Genomic DNA, 22,678 nt, shown 5'->3' on the forward strand with positions numbered 1-22,678 from the left:
CAGTGGGGCTTCGCCGCACCTCCAGCGAACTCCTGCATGTCCGTCCTCATTCCCGAGTCGTTGCTGCCGCGCATCGGCATGATCTCCACCCACGGCTACGTCGCCGCCGAGCCTCCGCTCGGCGCCGCCGATACCGGCGGGCAGGTCGTGTTCGTGCTCGAGCTCTCCAAGAAACTGGCCCAGCTCGGCTTCGAAGTCGACATCTGGACCCGCCGCTTTGAGGACCAGCCCGAGATCGACGTGATCAACGAGCGCGTCCGCGTCATTCGCGTGCCCTGCGGCGGACGAAATTTTCTGCCCAAGGAATATTTGGTGAATCATCTCAGCGAGTGGTCCGAGCACGCGCTGCGTTTCATCAAGAAACACCGGCTGACGTATCAGTTTCTCAACAGTCACTACTGGGATGCCGGCGTCGCGACGCAGCGCCTGGCCGAGGCGCTCGACGTGCCGCACGTGCACACGCCGCATTCGCTAGGGCTGTGGAAAAAGCAGCTGATGGAACGCGATTTTCCGGAGGACGCCGCGAAGTTCGAACGCGAGTACAACTTCACCCAGCGGATCAACGAGGAGACGATGCTCTTTCGCACCTGCAAGGAGGTCATCGCCACCACGCCCGATCAGCTCGACATGATCGTGAAGGACTACGGCGCGCCGTCCGAGCAGGTGACGATGATTCCGCCGGGTTACGACGATCACCGCTTCTTCTCGATCAGCGGCGCCACGCGCCAGGCGATGCGCACGCGCCTCGGGTTCGAGGGTAAAGTCGTCCTCGCGATCGGCCGGCTCGCCCGCAACAAGGGCTACGATCTGCTCGTGGACGCATTCTCGCTGGTGCCCTCGCGGATCCCCGACGCGTATCTGCACCTCGCCGTCGGCGGCGCGCAGCTCAACGCCGACGAGCAGACCATCCTCGACGAACTCAAGGCGCAGGTCGCGCGGCTCGGCCTCACCGACCGCGTGAAGTTCTCCGGCTTTGTCGCCGATGCCGAACTGGCCGACTACTACCGTGCCGCCGACGTGTTTGTCCTGAGCAGCCGCTACGAACCGTTCGGCATGACGGCGATTGAGGCCATGGCCTGCGGCACGCCCACCGTGATCACGACGCACGGTGGATTGTTTCGCGCGGTGACCTTCGGCCGCCACGCGCTGTATGCAGATTCTTTCGACAAGGAGGATCTCGGCATCTCGATCGTCAAAGTCCTGCGCCACCCGCGCCTCTCGCACCGCCTCGGCCGCATGGGCGCGCACAAGGCGCGCAGTCTCTTCACCTGGACCGGCATCGCGCAGCAACTGGTCAGTTTGATCGAGGAGCGCGCCACCGCCCTCGCCTTCACGGACAACGAATGGGACGAGCCGTGGAACGACGGGGACTGAGCCCGCCCGCATGAGCGCCACGGCCCCCATCCGGCTCTTCAGCACCGATCTCGACGGCACCCTGCTCGGCAATCCCGAGTCCACGGAGCGCTTCAAGACCGTGTGGACCGCACTCGATCCCGCCACGCGGCCGCTGCTTGTGTTCAACAGCGGCCGGTTGGTGGACGACCTGCGCCGCTTCGTCGACGCCGGCACGCTGCCGGCCGCGGACTTCTACATCGGCGGCGTCGGCACCCAGATTTTCGACGTGAAGGCCGGCCGGATGCTCGACGAGCTGCACGAGCACCTCGCCAGCGGCTGGGATCTTGCGCGCGTCGCGGCGATCACCGAACGGTTTCCCGGCACGCGCCGGCAGCCCGAGGAGTTCCAGCATGAATTCAAATCCAGCTGGTTCCTCGAGCGCGCCACTCCCGCGGCCATCCGCGATCTCAAGCGTCAGCTCGAGGTCGCCGGGCTTAAAATCAAGGTTGTGTATTCAAGTTCCCGCGACCTGGACGTCCTGCCGTTCCACGCCACCAAGGGCGGGGCGCTGAGCTGGCTTTGCACGCGCCTCGGCATTCCCGGCGAAGCAGTGCTCGTGGCCGGCGACACCGGCAACGACTCCAGCATGTTCCGCCTGCCCGGCGTGCGCGGCATCGTCGTGGAGAATGCGCTTCCGGAACTCTTCGAGGCCACGGTGGAAATCCCCACGTTCAGCTCGCGCCAGATCCTGGCCGACGGCGTGCTCGAGGGCCTGTGTCACTATGGGATCGTCGCCACGCTGCCCACGCGGGAGAAACCCCGGAGCAAGCGGGCGGAGATCGAGCCGGGCTTCCGGATGCTTTTCACCGGCACGAAGCTCGGCACGCTCACGGACAAGGAAAAGGCCTTCGTCTCCACGGCGTACGAGAAGGCACTCGTCGCGCTGAAGAAGAACATCACGCCGCTCGGCTTCTCGGCGTGCTCGCTGACGGACAACACCGTCACCGGTACCGACGCCAACTACCGCAGCGTGTGGGCGCGCGACGGCGCCATCACGGTGTGGAACACGCTGCACATCGAGGACGAGGACGTGCGCGCCGCGCAGGTCGCCACGCTCGAAACGCTGCTCAATGCGTCCACGCCGAACGGCCAGATTCCCGCCAACGTCCGGCTCGACGACGGCCAGCCCGACTACTCGGGCGTCGGCAGCATCGCCTCGATCGACAGCGGCCTGTGGGTGATGATTGCCCTCTACAACTACGCCGCGCGAACCGGCGACCTGACACTGCTCTATCGTCACGCCGACCGCCTGCAGACGATCATGAACTGGCTCAGCGCGCAGGACTCGAACAACGACGGCCTGCTCGAGATTCCGGAGGCGGGAGACTGGACGGATCTTTTCGGTCGCAGCTACAACGTGCTCTACGACGAGGTGCTGTGGTTTCGCACGAATGTCTGTTACGGCCGGATGCTCGAACTCATGGGGCAGTTCGATCGCGCGGCCGATTATCTCCGGTGGTCGCAGAAAATCCGCAGCCGCATTCTGGAAGTGTTCTGGCCGTCGACGCAGCCGGATCCCAACGGGATTCACCAGAACCGGTTTGCCGATCGCCAGTCCGGCGTCGGCGACGCGCAGTACCTCCTGGCGGAGATCACGCCGTTCGCGTTCAACTGGCGCTGCGACACCTACGCCAACATCCTCGCGTTCCTGATGAACGTGCTCGACATCGACCGCGCGCGGATCGCGTTTCGTTTCATGTGGGGCGTGGGCGTCAACCAGCCGTGGCCGTGCGCCAATCTCTACCCGGTGGTGCAGGCCGGCGACCCCGACTGGCGCGCGTACTACACCGTCAACATGCTCAATCTCCCGCATCACTATCACAACGGCGGGATCTGGCCGCTCATCGGCGGATTATGGGTGCGCTTCATTCACCGCCTCGGCTTTCACGAGGTCGCCTGCCGCGAGCTGCTCCGCCTCGCCCAGCTGAACCAGCTCGGCCGCGATCAGGAATGGGAGTTCAACGAATGGGCGCACGGGCAGACCGGCCGCCCGATGGGCAAAGCCTACCAGGCGTGGAGCGCGGCCTCGTTTCTCCGCGCGTGCCACGAGCTCGAAGCCGATCCGAAAACTCCAGGCGAACTCTAGACGCCTGCACCACGGCGAAGGGAAGTCCTCGCGCTCGCGCAGACCTCAGCCTGTGGCTACGAGCGCCAGCGAGTGGCAGAGACACCCCGCGTCGGCGCTCGTCCAGCCATTGATCGAGCGGCGCAGCTCCGGCCCAAAAACACTCGACTGCCCCGCGCTTTCACCGGTGACTCGGCGGATGAAGGCCGGCGCGACCCTGCAGGACGTGGCGACCCGCGCCGGCGTGCACCGGACGACGGTGTCGCTGGCGTTGCGCGATCATCCGCGCATTCCGTCCGCGACGCGCGAGCGGGTGAAGGCGGCGGCGGCAAAACTCGGCTACCGCGTGAATCCGCTGGTCTCCGCGTTGATGAAGTCGCGCCGCAGCGGCCGGACGGAGAACCACATCGCGCTCGCGTACGTCACCGACTATCCGACGCGTTTCGGCTGGCGTCCGCCACAACACGACCGCCCGAATTTTTTCCCCGGCGCCGTCGAGCGCGCGCGCGACTTCGGCTACCGGCTCGAGCACTTCTGGCTGGCCGAACCCGGCATGACGCCCGCGCGATTCTGCGACATCCTGTCCGCCCGCGGGATCAACGGACTTGTGATCGGCCGGCTGCCGCCGGGACGACATGCAATGGACCTCGCGTGGACGAGATTCTCCTGCGTGGCCCTCGGGCTCACGTTGCGATCGCCGCTGCTGCATCACGTCACCGAGAATCATTTCGAGGCGGCGTGGCAGGGCGTGCAGCGCTGTCGCGAACGCGGCTACCGGCGCGTGGGCTTCGTGTTTTCCGAGGCCAATGACAGCCCCGATGTCGGCAGCCGCTGGCTCGGCGCGTTCCTCGCCCAGCAGCAGCTTTTCCCCGCGGCCGACCGCATCGCACCGTGTCCGGCGGTGCCGGCGGACGAGCGCACGTTTCGCGCGTGGTTCAACCGCGTGCGACCCGACGCCCTGCTCGCAAGCCACGCGCGCCCAGTGCTAAGCTGGCTCGAGCGCATGGGCCGCAAAGTGCCGCGGGACGTCGGCGTGATTGATCTCGCGGGTGATCGACCGGAGCACGAGTACGCCGGCGTTTACCACGATCCGGCCAAGGCGGGCGCGCTGGCGATCGAGATGCTCGTCGGCCTCATGCATCGCAATGAGACCGGGGTGCCGGACGACCAGCATGAAATTCTGCTCTCCGGTGAATGGCGCGATGGTCGGACGCTGCCGCCGCGGAAATAGGCAATCGCTCCCGCGGTCAACGATGAGCGCACAACGAGGCTCGGGCTGCGCTGCGGGTTGGGACAGGTTGAACGCCGACCGCGCGCACGCGTGAACCCACCACCCACCCCGCCCTCCGCCGCTCCCGGCGGCAACATCCGCTGGATCGTCTGCAGCCTGTTGTTCTTTTCGGTCGCCGTGAACTATGTCGACCGGCTCGTGCTCGCGATCCTGAAGCAGGAACTCTGTCGCGAGCTGGGCTGGAGCGACGCGGACTACGGCTGGATCACCGCCGCGTTTTCGTTCGCCTATGCCTTCGGCTATCTCTTTGGCGGACGGCTGATGGACCGCTGGGGCGTGAAACGCGGCCTGCCGACGTTTGTCTTTTTGTGGAGCTGCGCCGCGTGCGCGCACGGGTTGTGCAGCTTCATCGGCGTCGGGGAAACATTCTCGCTGACTTACCCGTGGTTCTCGTGGGCGGAGAAAGGTGTCGTCTGGCTCACGTTGTCGATGCCGATGACCGCGGCGGGCTTCATGCTTGCGCGCATTGCGCTCGGCCTCACCCAGGGCGGTAACTTTCCCGGCGCCATCAAGGCGGTGGCGGAATGGTATCCGGCGAAGGAGCGCGCGCTCGCCACGGGACTGTTCAACGCCGGCACGAACGTCGGTGCGATTGTCTGTCCGATCGGCGTTCCGTGGCTCTACGCGAAATTCGGCTGGCAGACGACATTCTACATTACAGGCGCGATCGGCTTCGTCTGGGTCGTCGTGTGGCGTTGGATCTACGAAGCGCCCGAACAGCACCCGCGCCTGTCCGCTGCTGAGCTCGCGTACATCCGGCAGGGCCAGCCCCAACCCGCGCCCAAGGCGATCAAGGTACCGTGGCTCTCGCTGCTCCGTTATCGCGCGGTGTGGGCGTATGTGATCGCGAGCATTCTCGCCGCGCCCGCGTGGGGCTTCTACCAGTTCTTCGTCCCTGACTTCCTGGGCAAACGCTTCGGCCTAGCCACCCAGGAGGTCGGCTGGTGGACGGCGGCGTTTTTCGCCCTGGCGGCCATCGGCGGCGTGGCCGGCGGCTGGCTCGCGGGGCGGCTCATCGGGCGCGGCTGGAGCGTCAACGCCGCACGCAAGGTCTCACTGCTGCTTTGCGCGCTCGCGGTCGTGCCGGTGTTTCTCGCGCCGTACGCACCAACGGTGTGGCTCGCGGTGTTGATCGTGGGCCTCGCGGGCTCCGCGCACCAAGGCTGGTCGGCCAATCTTTACAGCGTCGTTTCCGACACGATGCCGCGCGATGCGATCAGCTCGGTCATCGGGCTCGGGGGCTTCGTGGCCTACTTCACCGGCGGTTTCGTCAACGGTTTCACCGGCATGATTCTCCAGAAGACCGGCAGCTACGTCACGGTCTTCGCGTACTTCTCCGGCATGTACCTGCTCTCTCTCCTCGCCGTGCAGCTGCTCGTGCCTCGCCTGGAACCGGAGCGCAAGGGTTGAACGGGATTCCACCTTCACGCACGGACATGGCACCCCACTCCGCATCTCCCCTCGCCGGCCGCACCGTCGAACCGGTGTCCGCCGCACCGTGGTATCCGGATCTCGGCGACGGCCGCTATCGGAACCCCGTGCTCTTCGCCGACTACTCCGATCCGGACGCGATTCGCGTCGGTGACGACTACTGGCTGACGTCGTCGAGCTTCACCCACGTCCCGGGTCTGCCGATCCTGCACTCGCGCGATCTGGTCAACTGGACGCTCGTCAATCATGCCCTGCCGGTCCTCGGCTCGACGCTCCAGCCGACGCCGCGCACGGTTGCCGGCATTCCGGCCGGCCACTTCGACGTGCCGCGCCACGGTGGTGGCGTATGGGCACCGTCACTACGCCATCACGCGGGACGATTCTGGCTCTACTATCCCGATCCCGATTTCGGCCTGTATCTCGTCACCGCGGTCGATCCTCGCGGCGCGTGGTCGCAGCCCGTGCTGGTGAAGGGCGGCAAGGGCCTGATCGATCCGTGTCCGCTCTGGGACGACGACGGCCAGGCTTATCTCGTCCACGGCTGGGCCAAAAGCCGCTCAGGGAAAAACAATCTGCTGACCCTCAACCAACTTTCCGCCGACGGCTCGCAGGTGACCGATGGCGACGGCGTCGTAATTGTGGACGAGAACAACGCCATCCACGGCATGCACACGCTCGAAGGCCCGAAGCTCTACAAGCGGGGCGCGACTTACTGGATCTTCGCCCCGGTCGGTGGCGTCGCCACGGGGTCGCAGGCCGTGTACCGTTCGAAGCACATTCGCGGCCCGTACGAACGTCGGATCGTCCTCGCGCAAGGCGCCACCACCGTAAACGGCCCGCACCAAGGTGCGTGGGTCGACACGCCGGCCGGTGAATCGTGGTTCCTGCACTTTCAGGATCGCGGAGCGTTTGGACGCGTCGTCCATCTGCAACCGCTCGCCTGGCGTGAGGATGGCTGGCCCGAGCTCGGCACGGCTGTCGCGACCGGTGAAGCCACCGGTGAACCCGTCCTCGTGCACGAGAAACCAGCCATCGCTCCGGTGGCGTCCGCTCACTCACCGACCTTGGCCGCGAGCGACACGTTCGACTTGCCGCAACTGGGCTTGCAATGGCAGTGGCCGGCCAACCCGCGCGCGTCGTGGTATTCGCTTACGGAGAAACCGGGTGTGCTGCGTCTGCAGGCGGTGGCGTCGCCCGCTGCGACGAGCCGCTACCACGCGCCGAATCTCCTGCTGCAGAAATTTCCCGGCCCCGCTTTTACCGCGATCACGCGAGTAGACTTTTCCGGCGCAACGGAAGGCACGGAGGCAGGGCTGATCGTCTTTGGCTCAAGCTACGCGTGGATCGGGCTGCGCAAGACGCCCGCAGGCCTGCGGATCGTCCAGTGCGTCGCCATGGACGCGGACAAGGGCGGTGCGGAACGCGATGTAGCGTCGGTGGCCACAATCGATCAGCGGATTTTCCTGCGGGTGAGCATCGACCGCGACGCGCGCTGCCGTTTCGCGTTCAGCTTGGACGAAGGCTCGTATTCAAACTTCGGAGATGAGTTTCCGGCGACCGCGGGCCGCTGGGTCGGCGCCAAGGTCGGCCTGTTCGCGGCGTGTCCGCCGAACCAGGAGTCGTCGGGCCACGTTGATTTCGGCTTCTTCCGTGTGACGGCGTAGGTTCGGACCGTGGTCGAAACTGTAGGCGGCGCTGATTCGATCACCGCACATCCACGACCACCGCGAACGTTCTGGTTGAAGTCAGTGCGCACGTCCGGTTGCGTAGTCGACTCAACCCCGCGCTCACCGGCGCGCTCGTTCGCGGTTCCAATCCCCTTGACCATGACTACCCAGCGATACCCAAACTCCTTCGCGTTCGCTCACCTTGTTTTCGGACTGTGCCTGGCTGCGTCGGTCCCGCTCCTGGGCGCCGCCCCTTCGCCGGCCGCGGGCTCGGCCGAAGTCCGGACCGGCACGATCGCCGGCCGCGTTTCACAACCGGCCACGGGCGAGTTCGTCGAGCGCGTGCGGATCACGGTCGAGGGCACCACGCTCGAGACGTTCACCGACGCCGATGGCAACTACCGGCTGACCAACGTGCCGGTCGGCGTCGTGCGGGTGGGCGCGTTTTTCACCGGACTTGGCCAACAGACGTCCAGCGTCACCGTGACCGCCGGAACCGTCACCGCGCACGACATCGCGCTCCCCACCCGCACGGCGGCGGCCGTTCCCACCGACGGCGCGACCATCAAGCTCGACGAATTCGTGGTCGCGACCTCGCGCGAGATGACGGCCGCCGCGCGCGCGATCAACGAGCAACGCTTCGCGCCCAACATGCGCAACGTGGTTTCGACCGACGAATTTGGTGATATCGCCGAAGGCAATGTCGCGGAGTTCCTGAAATTCCTGCCCGGCGTGAACATCGATTACGCCGGCGGCAATGCCCGCGAGATTTCGCTCAATGGCGTGCCCGGCGACTACGTGCCGGTCACGATCGACGGCTTCAGCCTGGCCAGCGCGGTCGGCGGCGGCGCCGGCGGCACGAACCGTTCGGTCGGCCTCGATCAGGTGTCCATCAACAATCTCTCCCGCATCGAAGTGTCGTTCTCGCCGACGCCGGAGTCGCAGGGCAACGCCCTCGCGGGCTCGGTGAACATGGTGCCGCGCAGTTCGTTCGAGCGCGCGCGGCCGCTCTTCAACTGGAGCACGTACGTGATGATGCGCGACAACGCCCGGGACTGGGGCCGCACGCCCGCCCCGCGGCATCCCACGCGGAAAATTCATCCGGGCGCCGACTTCTCGTACGTCGCGCCGGTCAGCAAGCGCTTCGGCTACACGCTCTCCGCCGGCTTCAACCGGCAGTACTCCGGCGAGCCGCTGATCCAAAACACCTGGCGCGGCACGCAGGCGGCCACGAATGGCGCCGCCTTTCCCCACACGACGTTCGACCGGCCGTACCTCACCACGTTCTCCGTGCGTAACAGCGGCAAAGATACGAAGCGCAGTTCCTTCGGCGCCACGGTCGACTACAAGCTCACCCCGGCCGACCGCTTCTCGTTTTCACTGCAGGCGTCCACCTTTGACGTCCTCATCAACCACAATCAGCTCACGTTTAACGTGAATCGCGTCGCGGCCGGCGACTTCACCACCACCTCGACCCGCGGTGCCGCCGGGGCCGGCAACGTCCAGCTCGTGACGACGGGCGCGGATCGTTCGAACTACACCTACATGCCGTCGATCATCTGGCGCCACGACGGCGCCGTGTGGAAGAGCGACACCGGCTTCTCGTACTCGCGCGCCGGGAACCGCAACCGCAACACGGGCTCGGGCTTTTTCGACACCACCACCGCCAATCGCCCGGGCGTCACGGTGGCGTTCAACGACATCTTCTATCTCCGGCCGCGGGTCATCACGGTGACCGACGCCGCGGGCAACCCGGTCGACCCGTATTCGTTGTCCAGTTACGTCGTGACGGCGGCGTCCGGCAACACGCGTGCGACCGATGACACCAAGCGCACGCTGTACACCAATCTGCGACGCGACTTCTTCGGCTCGATTCCGCTTTCCCTGCGCAGCGGGCTCGACTTTCGCCAGGCCGCCCGCGATCAGCGTGCGAGCACGCCGGCGTACACGTTCGCCGGCACTGACAATCGCGCCGCGCCCTTCATCGATCCGAGTTTCTCCAGCCGCATCGCACCCTACGGTTTCCCGCGGATCGAGGGCATCAGCAGCGAGAAACTGTTCGGCTACTGGGTCGCCAATCCGACCGCTTTCACCTCGAACGCGAACACCTCGTATCGCTCGGAGGTCAATCTCTCCAAACGCGCCGAGGAGCTGGTGTCGGCCGCGTACCTGCGCGCCGACGTCCAGTTTCTCGACAACCGGCTGAAGCTGGTGGGCGGCGTGCGCGCGGAGCAGACGAACATCGACGCCGAGGGCCCGCTGACCGATCCGAGCCGCAATGTCCAACGCGACGCCCAGGGCCGCCCCGTGTTGGGCGCCAACGGTCGGCCGTTGCCGATCGTCCCGGCGACAAATGCGCTCGGGGTGTCGCAACTCACGTTCATCGACCGCGGCGCGCGGGCCGAGAAGGAATACCTGCGCTGGTTTCCCAGCCTGAACGCGAGCTACAACGTCACGGAAAGCCTGATCGCGCGGGCCGCGGTGTTCACCTCGATCGGCCGGCCCGACTACAACCAATACTCCGGCGGGCTTACGCTGCCCGACCCGGAGAATCCGTCGCCCGCCGATCAGATCACCGTCAGCAATGTCGCGATCAAGCCGTGGAGCGCGCGCACCGTGAACGTGCGCCTCGAGTATTATTTCGAGGGCGTGGGCCAGTTTTCGATCGGGGCGTTTCGCCGCGATTTCGAGAATTTCTTCGGCAGCACCACGCTCGTGGCGACGCCGGAGTTCCTCGAACTCTACAATCTCGATCCGAATGTCTACGGCCAATACCCGGTCGTCACGCAGTACAACATCGACAGCACGGTGCGCATGCAGGGCATCAACGTGAACTACAAGCAGGCGCTGACGTTTCTGCCGAAGTGGGCGCGTGGCGTGCAGGTGCTCGCGAACGGCAGCGCGCAGCGACTGCTCGGACCGGCGTCGTCGAATTTCCCGGCGTTCATTCCGAAAACGGCGAGCTGGGGCGTCAGCCTCAACCGCGAACGCTACAACCTGCGCGCGAACTGGAATTATCGCAGCCACCAGCGCCGCGGTGAAATCGCGGCCGCCGGCAATCCCAACACCAGCATCGAAAGCGGCACGTACACGTGGTGGTCGAAACGCCTGTATTTTGATCTCAACGGTGAGTTCTATTTCTACAAGCGCTTCGCGCTCTTCGCCAGTCTGCGCAATGTCGGCGACGCGCCCGACGACATCCAGGTTTACGGCCCCAGCACGCCGGAACACGCCCAGTTCAGACAGCGCACCGCGTACGGCTCGCTGTGGACCTTCGGGCTCAAGGGTACGTTCTAAGGCAGGTCCGTGCGGCAAGGAACGATGGCATGATCCTTGCCGCCCCCGGGACCGCGACCGCCCCCGGTCGCATTCAGCTCGGCGCTCTCAGCTCGTTCGCGGTCGAAGGCTTTCACGGCCCAGGGCGCGAACTTGATGGTATTGCCGATTTCAGAGGAAGTTGGAGGCCGTGGCGCGGGCGGCGGAACTGAGGAGAACACCGGGCACCGTTGTTTTTATCACGACGTGCCGGTTCGCGGTATAAGACACCCGGGGTAAAACCTGAGCTCACGGAGGAGCTGGTGCGCGTTGCATGGCTAGCCCATCACTCTGCGTTCCACGTTTCTGCCGCGCACTCCACCGCGGCAGGATCGCCGCAGGCAGAGCGCTCCTCAGGGATCGACCGGCGAGGGCGGCACGCACAAGTTCTCCGCATGCGTCATCCTCGTCGCGGCAGAAACCTGGCCCTGGTCGTAGCGGGCGTCGGTGCGATCGCGGTGCTGGTGGCGGTCTGGCTGACCCGCCTGAACCGCCCCGGCAACGTCGAGGTGATACTCGGCGTGATCGGACTCAAAGTGTCGTTGGTGGCCACAGTGCTCACGATCGTTTACCACGTGAGAGTCGTGCGACGGTATGATCGGTTGGTCCGCGGCGAGGGCGTCCTCGCGCGCTGGCGGATTGAGCCCGAGCGCTGGCGGCTGTGCCGCGAAGCGGCAGACGCCCTGGCCCGGAGTCCGCAGGCCCTGCCCAATGAACTGCCGCTTCCACCCGAGATTCCCGCTGCAGGGATCGAAGTCATCCTCGCAGCCGATGCCTTTTGCGTGGGCCCGGAGTTCGAGCCGTTGGAAAAATCCGCCGTCGTGCAGCTCAACGGACCGGTGTTGGAAATTCAGCAGCGGGTGCCGCAGACCCGCCACAGCACACGGCTCGCGGTCTATCGGCTGCCGGCGGCGGAAAACAGGGAGGCCGACGTGGCGCGCCTCGCCGCGCGGTTCGCGCAACGAGCCACCCACTCGCGCACTCTGGTCAGAAAGGTCGCGCTGGTCGCGCTGGTCGGGTCGCTCGGAGCGCTCGTTTGGCTGGTGATGTGGGTGATGTCGGTCGCGAAGCGCGGATGACGTGAACGCTTCCCCGAGGCGAAGGCCACGGCCGAGGTGAGCGGGGTGCGCAAAAAATGAGATGGGGCGGAACTGCTTGGCGGGCTCGGTGCGATGGCTTAACTTCGCGACACCATGACTCACCCCGGCTTGGTTCGCTCGCAGCTGGCCTGCGCACTTTTCCTCGTGGCTTCGTTTTGCGGCGGCCGCGCTGTAACGTCCGCCGCAGTCCCAGACGCGAAAGCGTTTCCAGGCGCGGTGGGTTTCGGCACCGAGACTCCCGGCGGGCGCGGCGGCCGCGTCATCAAGGTCACCAACCTCAATCCCTCCGGGCCAGGCTCGCTGGCTGATGCGGTACGGATGAAGGGACCGCGACTTGTCGTGTTCGAAGTCGGCGGCGTGATCGATTTGAACGCGTCGGTGCTCAAAATCACGGAGCCGTTCCTCACCATCGCCGGCCAGACCGCACCCAGCCCGGGCATTTCGATCATCCGCGGTGGCGTGGGAATCTCGACTCACGATGTCGTCATCCAGCACATTCGCGTGCGCGCCGGCGACGTGGGTCGCGCCAAAAAGAGCGGCTGGGAAGTCGACAGCATGGCGACCACCTCCGCATGGAATGTGGTCGTCGATCATTGTTCGCTGGCCTGGGGCACCGACGAAAACCTCAGCGCATCCGGGCCGCGCTTTGACGGCGGTGCCAACGTCGACGCGTGGCGGTCGCGCACGTCGCACGATGTCACGTTCAGCCACTGCATCATCGCGGAAGGGTTGAGCAACTCGGCGCATGCGAAGGGCGAACACTCCAAGGGCAGCCTCATTCACGACAACGCGCAGCGGATTTCGATCATCGGTAATCTGTATGCCTCCAACGTGGAGCGAAACCCACTTTTCAAGGGCGGCGTCCAGGGCGTCATCGTCAACAACCTGATCGATAATCCCGGCCGCAAGGCGCTGCACTACGGCCTCATCGCCTCGGAGTGGACCGGCCACGGCTACGTCAACGGCCAGATGGCGGCCGTGGGCAACGTGCTTCACTGCGGTCCCGATTCGAAGGACGGCATGGCGCTGGTGATGGTCGGTGGCGACGGTCCCCTGGAATTGTTTCTTGCCGACAACCTCACGCGCGATCGCGCCGGCAAACCGGTGGAGCCATTCGTGATCACAACGAAGGACTCGAAAACCGTGGGCGTGAAACTCCTCGCCGCCTCACCCGTGTGGCCGGCGGGACTCAAGGCGCTGGCCGCGGCGGACGTGAAGGAGTCGGTGCTGAAAAACGCCGGCGCGCGCCCTTGGGATCGCGACGAAGTGGATCAACGCATCGTCCGCCAAGTGCGCGAGGGCAAAGGCCGGATCATCGACAGCCAGGAGCAGGTCGGCGGCTACCCGCGCCCGGCGATGACGCAGCGGACGCTGACGGTACCGACGACCGGGGTGGACGCGTGGCTGGCGACCTTTTCCTCAGGCGCGACGAAATGAGGCAGGTCCGTCGAAGCGTGACTGCATGATCGTCGATCTGACCGTCGATCCGCCTGTCGTGCGCTCGCGCGCGACCACCCCGACGCGACTCGCGCTGCCTGCGATCATCGTCGCAGGCGCGCTGCTGTTCTCCGGGTGCGTCTCGCGTCGCGTCGCAGGCGAACCTTATTCCACGCCGGGCTGGGAAAATCACCGACGCCGTCGCCGCTTGCAATGTCGTCGGCGAGGACTTGCTGGTCCTGATCGCGGACTTCCCGGCGCACCGCCCGCGTTACGATGCGCTCCGCGCCCGCCAGTACGCCTCGCCCTGAGAGCGCGCGCCGGGGCGCACGGCGGACGGAGTCGCGCCGGTGGCGAGTTGCGACGTGACCCCTTGCCCGACTCCGCGTAGGGTCTCGGCACTTCATGAATCCCTTGCCTTGCGTGTTCCCTGCATGGCTCAACGTGCCCCGGGTGCCGTCGCATTCTTCCATTTGCTCACGCCTTACGCCCGGCGGGGCACAGCGGGCGCGACGCCATATCACGGGCTTGGCCAGAACGGCGCGATTGATTGCGCTGCTCCTTTTCTCGACTGACACGACCGCGGTCTTCGCGGCGACGGAAATCAAACCTCCCGTGCCCACCGATCGCCCGGTTTCCTACGAGGCGTTCGGTGCCGTCGGCGATGGCAAGGCGGATGATCTTCCGGCCATCGTCGCAGCCCACGCATTCGCCAATACGCACGGCCTGACCGTCGAGACCAAGCCTGGCGCCACCTACCATCTCGGACGTCGCGCGCTCACGGCGGTCATCGCCACCGACGTCAACTGGAGCAAGTCCCGCTTCGTGATCGACGACACGGACGTCGAGAATTCCCGCACCTCGATCTTCGCCGTGCGCTCGCTGCTCGAGCCGGTGACGCTGGCGATCCCGCGCCTCACGCGCGATCAACACACGCTCGAAATCCGTCCACCACGCGACTGCTGGGTACGAGTCGAGAACAGCCGCAAGCGCGTCTACATCCGGCGCGGCCTCAACCAGAACAGCGGCACGCCGGAACGCGACTGCTTCATCCTGCGGCGCGACGGCACCATCGAGGGAGACATCGACGGGAACTACGAAACGATCACGCGCGTCGAGGCCCGGCCGATCGATGAACGGACGCTGGTGATCAAGGGCGGAGTCTTCACCACCACCGCCAATCGCCTCAAGGCGGAGAAGGGCTACAGTTACTGGTCACGAAATATCACCATCACCCGATCGAACACCACCGTGGAAGGCCTGACGCATCACGTCGTCGGTGAGGCAGAGGTGGGCCAGCCCTACGGCGGATTTCTCGAGGTGAATCGCTGTGCCAACGTCACGCTGCGCGACTGCTTCGTCACGGGCCACCGCACCTACACCACGATCGGTTCCGCCGGCAAACCGGTGAGCATGGGCACCTACGACCTCACGGCCAACGAGGTCGTCAACTTCACGCTGGTCGGCGTCCGCATGGAAGCCATCTGCGACCCGACGCTCTGGGGCGTGATCGGGACGAATTTCTGCAAGAACATCCTGCTCGAGAACTGCACCCTGTCCCGGATGGACACGCATCAGGGCGTGTCCGGCACGTATACGATTCGTGGATGCACCCTCGGCCACGCGGGCCTGAATGCCGTCGGGCGCGGCTCCTTGACGGTCGAGAACTCCACGCTGAACGGCCGCTCCCTGATCACGTTGCGCAGCGACTACGGCAGCACGTGGGAGGGCACGATCGTGATTCGCAACAGCCGCTGGATACCCGGCTGCGGCGCGGCGGTCCAACCGCACCTGCTCAATGCGAGCAACGACGGCCAGCATGATTTCGGCTACCCGTGCTTCATGCCGCGGGAGATCACGATCGACGGACTTGTCATCGACGACCGCAATCACCCGAAGGATTACGCCGGGCCGTATCTTTTCACGGACCCGGATGGCGCGAAGACGGGCGCGGCAACACCGCCGTTCGCCTACCGCCCGACCCAGCAGGTCAACCTCCGCAACCTCACCACGACCAGCGGCAAGAAGGCTCGCGTCTCTCCCGACGCCGTGTTCGCGGCGAAGGTGCGGGTCGTTGAAGCCCGTTGACGCCGACACTGGGAGGAGCGGCCGCCCGCTCTGCTGATCCGCGCGGCTCGGCTCACGTCGCCAGCGACGAGCGGCGTTCGATCTCAATCAGGAACGAGTCCGCGGCATGCTGGTTACAGACAGCGTGAGCGGCCCTCAGCGGTTGAGCGTATCGCGATGCGCCTAGGTGCGTGATCCGATTAAGTCCATCTGAGCAGCGCCTGCCCCCTCGGCCTGCCTAGCGTTTGAGGAGGCCTCTCCTTTAGCCCGGGTCAGCGCGCGCGGTATCAATTCAGGCCAGGAGACAGGCCGGCGAGGTTGACAGTTTAAGGAAACGATTCCTAGCTCGCCCCGCTTTTCGTCCCCGGTTCGCTCCCGCCTCCGCGGGACCGGTTCCTCCCCTTTGGCTTCTCCCTCAGAGTTTTCGCCCAGCCTCATGCCGTGCTCCGAAATCCGCCTCCCGGACGATCGCAACGGCCTTCGGTCAAGACGGCTCACCTCTGCCTCCCCGTTAATCATCGCTCTCGCCGCCACCCGCGATCGCACCGTTGCACTCAGCCCATCCGATTCATGAAGCCCCGATACATCCCCACGATAGCCTGCTTGCTGTCGGTTGTAGTTATCCTGACGAACGCGCCGACGGTCTTGGCGCAGTCGCCGACGGCCAACGAAGTCAGCTCCGATGTCATCGCCCTTTCCCCCTTTGAGGTCTCCACGTCAAAGGATCGCGGATACGAGGCCGGTGAAACGCTCTCCGGCACCCGTCTTTCCACGCCGAGCCGGTTTGTCGGTGCGGCGGTCACTGACGTGACGGCCGCGCTGATTCAGGATCTCGCCCTGACGAACATGCAGGACTTGATCAACTTCGTCCCGAATTCGGCGTCGTACTTCGGAGGCGGCCTGAGCGGCGACTCGACCGGCAACAATTCGCTCTTCGGCATCTCGTATTATGTCCGCGGCAATCTCGTCACGTCCGCCAGTCGCGACTTCATCAAGTACCGGGTCTATGAAGACGCGTATAACGTGGAACGCTTCTCGTTCGCACGTGGCCCCAACTCCATCCTCTTTGGCATCGGCGACCCCGCCGGCATCGTCAACAGCGTCTCCAAACGCGCGCAGTACAGGGATGCCAACAACGTCGGCTTTCGCTTCGACACGAACGACAGCAGCCGGGCCACTTTCGATCTCAACAAGCAGGTGGTGGCCAAGCGACTCGCCGTGCGAATCGCCGGCCTCCATGAAAACCGCGAGACCGATCGCAAACCTTCCGATCGCAAATCGGACCGCATCTATGGCGCGTTAACCGCCAATCCGTTTCGTTCCACGACCGTGCGCGCCTCCGCGGAGAAGGGGCACTACGACGCGTTGAACGTGCGGCCCTGGCCCGCGGCCGACGGCCTCACGCCGTGGATTCAGGCGGGCCGCCAGGAGATACCCGCGCAGCTGCGGAATGGAGCGGTGAACAACGCGACCGGCACTCCGGCGACGCCGGGAGCCGTCTACGGCGTCGGCCCCTCGGCCCCCGGCGTGGTCGGGGCCGCGCCCTCCGGTTATCTCGGCCTGCTGGGCTCCGCCGGTTTTGCGGTGCCGCGCAATTTTCCCTACGCGGGGCTGACCTTTGGTGGCTCCGTCGCGCTGCCCATTTCGCCGCTCAACATGAACGGTCTCATCTATCCCATCCGGCCGTTCCAATATGGCGCGACGGGGGAGCGCTCTCCCACCCTGTTGAACGCCCCGATTCCCTACACCGCCAATGTGCTCGGCCACGGTAATCGCCTGGTGCAGGACTTCGACAACCACCTCGTCTCGGTCGAACAGTCCATCGGCCGCGATCTATTCATCGAAGCCGTCTACAGCCGACAACACATCGCCGCCATCAATGACTATTCGTCGCAGAACGTGGACAACATCTTCATCGACAAAAACCCCACGCTGCTGGGCATCAACGGGTCGACGTTCACCAATCCCAACTACAACCGCTACTTTGTCATCAACGACCAGCCGACCTCCTATGAGCAGCGCTATATTGATACGACCTACCGCGCCACGGCTTCCTACAAGCTCGATTTCAAACGCCATGTGAAAAGCCGGTGGGGCGAATGGCTCGGTTATCACAACTTCGCCGGCCTCGTGGAAAAAACGAGCGCCGATTTCGTCCAGCACTTCGCCTTTCTGCGCAACACGAACAACGCCGCCATGGCTGGCGTGCCCCAGTTTCCTGCGGCCGGCACCACCAACATCCAATCGGCGAACAACATGGTGGCGGTGATCAACTACCTGGACCCGCAGAAGCCGGAGACCTGGGCGTTTCCCGATCTGTATCCGCGCTATCCGCATCTGCTGTTCGACGGTTCGGCCAAGCCGGCCCCCGATGCCACCGGGCTCGCGCCGGCCTGGGTGGTCAACAGCAGCACGCGGTCGCTGCAGGAAATCAATTCGAAGATGGTGGTGATGCAAAACGTGCTGCTGCAGGAGCGGCTCATCACGACCTTTGGCTGGCGCAACGATCGTTCCGCGACCTGGAACCCGCCTGCGGCCGCGATCAATGCCGCGGGTGGCGGCTACGTGAAAAACATTCTGGATACACCGGTCAAATCCGTGAACGCCGTGCGCAAGTCCGGCAGCACCCGCACCCAGGGCGTGGTCGCGTATCCCCTCAACTGGATCGGATTGACGTACAACCAATCGAACAACTTTCAGCCGGCCGCCGGGGGCCTGCTCGACATCTTCGGCAACACCCTGCCGAACTCCGAGGGCAAGGGGCGTGACTATGGCATCAAATACCGGCTGTGGGATGGCCGGATCAGTGGCAGCTTCTCCTACTTCACGACCACCACCGCGAACCTCGCCACGACTCAACTTCGTTCCGGTCCTGCCGGGAGCATCGACACGGGACGTGCGGCCATTCGATCACGGATGGCGAACCTGCTGCCGGATGATCCCTACTGGCTTTCGACCACCTATCCGTGGAACAACAACTATCGGAACCTGAATGACAACGAGTCGAAAGGCTACGAATTCACCGTGACCGCCAACCCCCTGCGCAACTGGCGCGTGACCGCGAACCTGAGTCGTCAGCGAACCGCCGCGTCAAATGTCGGCGGGTTCGAGCGTGAATTTCTGGCCCAGGCGCGGGCCCTCTTTGCCGCGGGCGGAAAATACGCGGCCTACGCGAACGAAACCACCGGAGGCAGTTCGATCACGCAGTGGCTTGACGATATCCAGAATGTGCTGACGCGCTCGAAGAGTCTCGAGGGCCGGGCGGATGCACGGCAGCCCCGTTACACGGCCCGACTTTCCACCGCCTACGACTTTGTCGAAGGCCGGCTGAAGAACTGGGGCGTGGGCGCCACGTACCAGTGGAGCAAGGCCCTGGTCGTCGGGTATCCGTACCTTCCGGGCAACCCCGGTCTCTTCGATGCCAACCGCCCCTACCTGGGCGACGACGTGAACATGCTGGGCGCATTCGCGAGCTATCGTTTCAAAGTGTTGAAGCGATACAACTGCCGCGCGCAGCTCAATGTGGACAATCTCACCGGCGAAGACGACCTCCATCCGATCGTCAAAGTCGATCGTGGCGACGGTCAACCCGTGGTGAGTCGTTACAGTCTGGCGGGCGGACGCAATTTTGTGCTCAGCGGCTCGATTGAGTTTTAAGGGAGCCACCCTGCTGCAATCTCACGAGGGCCGCGATCCCCCTGCTGCACTCGTCCGCTTGAAGCATGCGTGCGGCAAAGCCGGATCGGGCTCGCCCGACTCGCATTCAGAAACCAGTCCAACCAGGAGCAAAGCCGTCCCGCAATTTTTCCGCTCATACCAATCGCCCCTTTGCCTTTGGACTTTAGCCGTGGCCACTCGCTGGCGCTCGTAGCCAAGATCGATCCAGAAGTCCAAAGGCAAAGGAGCGATTGGTTTCAGTCTTGTCGCCAGTTTCAACCTGACAGCATACCCCGGGCTGCTGCACTCAGCTATTCTTGTTCTTCTGCGTGGCTGCCTGGGACGGCCCGGGGGCTTGCGGGTCAAAGGCGGCCAACTTGGGCTGAGGGAAAGTCAGCGCGGCGAGGTGTTTCAGCCTGACTCCATCAGCCAGGCTGAAACGTTTTTCGACGGCCGCTCAGAATCGAACCGTAATATCGGCGATGATACGCGAAGGCTGGCCTCGCTCGCGGACGGTTTGAATCTCGTCCTCGTCGGTGACGTTCTTCCAGGTCAGCTTTGCCGACCATTTGTTGCCGCCGGTCTTCCAATCATAGCCTGCGACGGCATCGAACACGGTTTGGGCCGGCAGATAGAGCCACGGGTTGTTGGAGATTTCAGCCTTCTTGCCGGTGTAGTTGAAGCCGGCACCGACCCAGAAGCCGCGGGCGCTCTTGTCCTGGAAACTGTAGCGCGTCCAAAGATTGGCGCGGTCGCGGGCGGTGTACTGGGGCGCGGTCCCGAGGAGATACTTCACGTCGGGCGACGCGATGGCGGTATACTTCGTCGTGGCGTGGCTGGCACTGAAATAGAACTGCAGCTCGTTGGTGGGCGAATAGGTGAGTTCGAGTTCGGCGCCGTCACTCTTCACGACATTGCCCGCCTGCACCTGGGTGCTGAGGGTCACGCCGGTGGGACTGAATTCAACATAGCTGAAGATGTAGTTCTTCTGCTCGTTATTGAAGTAGGCGAGATTGCCGGAAAGACGGCCGTCGAAGAAGTCGGCCTTGAGGCCGGCCTCGTAACCGCTGCCGAGGAAGGGTTCCGCGACGCGGTCGGCGATGCCCTTGGTCGCAAGCATCGAGTTGGCGGCGACAAAGGACTCGCTGTAGCTGCCGTAGACCATGAGATCGCGCCGGAGTTTGTACCCGCCACCCAGCTGCGGCGTGGCCCGCTTCGTCTCGAAGGAGTTTCCGGCGACGCCCGTCAGGGCCTGGGTGGCTTGCGCCTTGGACTTCGACCAGCGCAGGCCGCCGACAAAGACCAGGCGGTCGTCCAGCAGCGAAAGCTGGTTGGCGGAGTAGGCGCCAAGATTCTCAAAGCGGCTGAAGGTGTTGTTGTTGACCGGCCATGAGGTGACCGGCGAATCGGTGTCAATCCACGTGCGGCGATCGAAGATGTTCCACGCGGGAGCCCACAGCGCAGGCGCGAGCTGAGACTGGTAGATCTGGGTGATGCCGGTGTTGCGCTGATAGCCGAAGAGGGGCTTCCAGGTGAAACCGCTGAACTGAATCTTGCCAGCGGTCTCGATCTGGAAGGTGCGACGCTGCGTGTAATTGGCTTCATAACGCATGCGACGGACGTTCTGCGAGCCGGTCGCCAGCGTGGAGAGATCCGACGGAAGTTTTTCGTTCAGAAACAGGCTGGCCGCTTGAAACGTGGTGGGAATCGTCGCGAGGAAGCTGGCGGGAAGCAGAATGGTCACGTCACCGCGGCCCGTCTGCTTCATCTTCTGCATGCTCTTGTCCCAGTCATAAACGACGCGGGTGTTCCAATCCTTGCCATGACGGACGACGTAGTCGGCGGTAAGTGTCTCAAGGTCGGTGTTCTTGTAGTCGAACACGCTGGTGGCGTTGTAGCGCCGGTCGTCGATCGCGTAATGGCCGAAGTAGGAAAAGCCGTTCAGCGGAATGAGGATGCTCTGGCGCATGAGTGCCTGGGGCGTCTCGTTGCGGCGATACCATTGGTAGTCGACGTTGAGCGTGGAGTTGTCCGTCACCTTCACCGTGAGGTTTGGGTTCATGACGAGAAGGTCGCCCTTCACCTTGTCCACGTAGCGCTCAAGGTTTTCCCACGCGGTGTTGAAGCGGAGAAAAGCGCGCTGTGTAACGACGGGTTGATTCACGTCGAGCTGCACGCGGGCGTAGTCGTAACTGCCGATCTGCGCGGTGACCGAGCCGAACGGCTTTTCCTGCGCGCGTTTGGTGATGTAGTTGACGACACCGCCCGGGGCGATCTGGCCGTAGAAGAGAGAGGCGGGACCTTTCACGATCTCCACGCGCTGAATGATCGAACCGTCCACGTACAGCGGGCTGTAGAGGCCGTTGCGCTGCGGCACCGACTGGAAGCCGCGCACCATCATGAAGGCATTGCCGTTGGAGAAACCTTCGGAGCCGCTGGTGACAGCCGGGGCGAACTTCAACACGTCCGTGAGATCGCGCGTCCCGATGTCGGCCAGAAATTGTTCGGTAAAGGCACTGACGGCAAACGGCAGATCCTTGATCGGTGTGTCAATGCGCGTGGCCGAGACGGAGTTGCTGGCGCGATAGCCTTTGTCATTCGTCGTGCTGACGGTGAACTTGCTGAGCAGGATGGTCTCGTCGGTGGCAGCCGTCGCGGCGGGTGCCGTCTGGGCTTGCAGGCCGGCGCCGGCGAGGAGCCAGCCGACAGCGAGAGCGAGGGCGTTGCGGGAGGGTTTCATGGGATCGGTCTTGGGTTTGGGTTCTTGATCGGAAACAGGTCCGACCGCCCCCTGCGCGCGTTTGCGGCTGACGACGAATGCACCCGTGGCCGGATCGCGCGTGGCGATCAGGCCGGTGCCAGCCAGCATGCGTTCCAAGGCTTCACGCGCGGCATAGTTGCCGGCGATGGCGTTGGTCCGCTCGCCCTTGACCTTATCCATCATGAAAATGATCTGTTGACCGGAGGCTCCGGCAAACTGGTTGAGGGTCGTGGCGGCGTCGCCCGCGGGGAGGTCATAGCTCCGCTTCTGCTCGACGGCCGTCGCGCCCTGCACTGCCGACACGGCCACCGCACAGCACAGAGCGCTGGTGGCGAGGCGGGACGGAGTGGTGAGACGAGGCGTCATGAGGAGTAGCCGAACTGCCCCTATAACGCAGCGTCCGATCAAATGGGTTAGTGCGGCGGCGCGATTCGGGCTCCGCTGCCGGGTCCGTCGAGCCCGGCTCCCGGCCGGGACTGCGGCGTAACGCGC

General features: G+C 64.6%; 11 protein-coding genes. 10 read left to right on the forward strand and 1 reads right to left on the reverse strand.

The genetic code is table 11. From position 1 onward, the window contains the following. The first annotated feature begins 36 nt into the window (after positions 1 to 36). The 10 genes from ACLJEU_RS21050 to ACLJEU_RS21095 all read left to right on the forward strand — a co-directional run bounded on the left by ACLJEU_RS21050 (position 37) and on the right by ACLJEU_RS21095 (position 19,425). Positions 37 to 1,374, forward strand: a complete 1,338-nt coding sequence (locus ACLJEU_RS21050; protein ID WP_414663329.1) for a glycosyltransferase — start codon at positions 37 to 39, stop codon at positions 1,372 to 1,374. A gap of 10 nt (positions 1,375 to 1,384) precedes the next feature. Next, a complete protein-coding gene (locus ACLJEU_RS21055; RefSeq protein WP_414663330.1) occupies positions 1,385 to 3,481 on the forward strand; it encodes an HAD-IIB family hydrolase in 2,097 nt (698 codons plus the stop codon). A 166-nt stretch (positions 3,482 to 3,647) separates the two neighbouring features. After that, on the forward strand, positions 3,648 to 4,691 hold the full coding sequence (locus ACLJEU_RS21060) for a LacI family DNA-binding transcriptional regulator (RefSeq protein WP_414663331.1): 1,044 nt from the start codon (positions 3,648 to 3,650) through the stop codon (positions 4,689 to 4,691). Between the two features lie 90 nt (positions 4,692 to 4,781). Then, complete coding sequence (locus ACLJEU_RS21065; protein WP_414663332.1) at positions 4,782 to 6,161, forward strand: MFS transporter; 1,380 nt, start codon at positions 4,782 to 4,784, stop codon at positions 6,159 to 6,161. Between the two features lie 26 nt (positions 6,162 to 6,187). Continuing rightward, positions 6,188 to 7,846 carry a glycoside hydrolase family 43 protein gene (locus tag ACLJEU_RS21070; protein WP_414663333.1) on the forward strand — a complete coding sequence of 553 codons (1,659 nt, stop codon included), beginning with the start codon at positions 6,188 to 6,190 and terminating at the stop codon, positions 7,844 to 7,846. Positions 7,847 to 8,008: 162 nt separating this feature from the next. Continuing rightward, on the forward strand, positions 8,009 to 11,146 hold the full coding sequence (locus ACLJEU_RS21075; protein WP_414663334.1) for a TonB-dependent receptor: 3,138 nt from the start codon (positions 8,009 to 8,011) through the stop codon (positions 11,144 to 11,146). Positions 11,147 to 11,559: 413 nt separating this feature from the next. Next, complete coding sequence (locus ACLJEU_RS21080; protein ID WP_414663335.1) at positions 11,560 to 12,243, forward strand: hypothetical protein; 684 nt, start codon at positions 11,560 to 11,562, stop codon at positions 12,241 to 12,243. A gap of 114 nt (positions 12,244 to 12,357) precedes the next feature. After that, positions 12,358 to 13,701, forward strand: a complete 1,344-nt coding sequence (locus ACLJEU_RS21085; RefSeq protein ID WP_414663336.1) for a pectate lyase family protein — start codon at positions 12,358 to 12,360, stop codon at positions 13,699 to 13,701. Positions 13,702 to 14,316: 615 nt separating this feature from the next. Then, a complete protein-coding gene (locus tag ACLJEU_RS21090) occupies positions 14,317 to 15,789 on the forward strand; it encodes a hypothetical protein (protein ID WP_414663337.1) in 1,473 nt (490 codons plus the stop codon). A gap of 549 nt (positions 15,790 to 16,338) precedes the next feature. Further along, entirely contained in the window at positions 16,339 to 19,425 is a 3,087-nt protein-coding gene (locus tag ACLJEU_RS21095) for a TonB-dependent receptor plug domain-containing protein (RefSeq protein ID WP_414663338.1), read from the forward strand. Positions 19,426 to 19,882: 457 nt separating this feature from the next. Here ACLJEU_RS21095 and ACLJEU_RS21100 read toward each other — a convergent pair whose 3' ends face one another. After that, on the reverse strand, positions 19,883 to 22,552 hold the full coding sequence (locus ACLJEU_RS21100; RefSeq protein WP_414663339.1) for a TonB-dependent siderophore receptor: 2,670 nt from the start codon (positions 22,550 to 22,552) through the stop codon (positions 19,883 to 19,885). Between the last annotated feature and the right edge of the window lie 126 nt (positions 22,553 to 22,678).

Source organism: Terrisphaera buseokensis (genome assembly GCF_047521145.2).
GTDB lineage: Bacteria > Verrucomicrobiota > Verrucomicrobiia > Opitutales > Opitutaceae > ER46.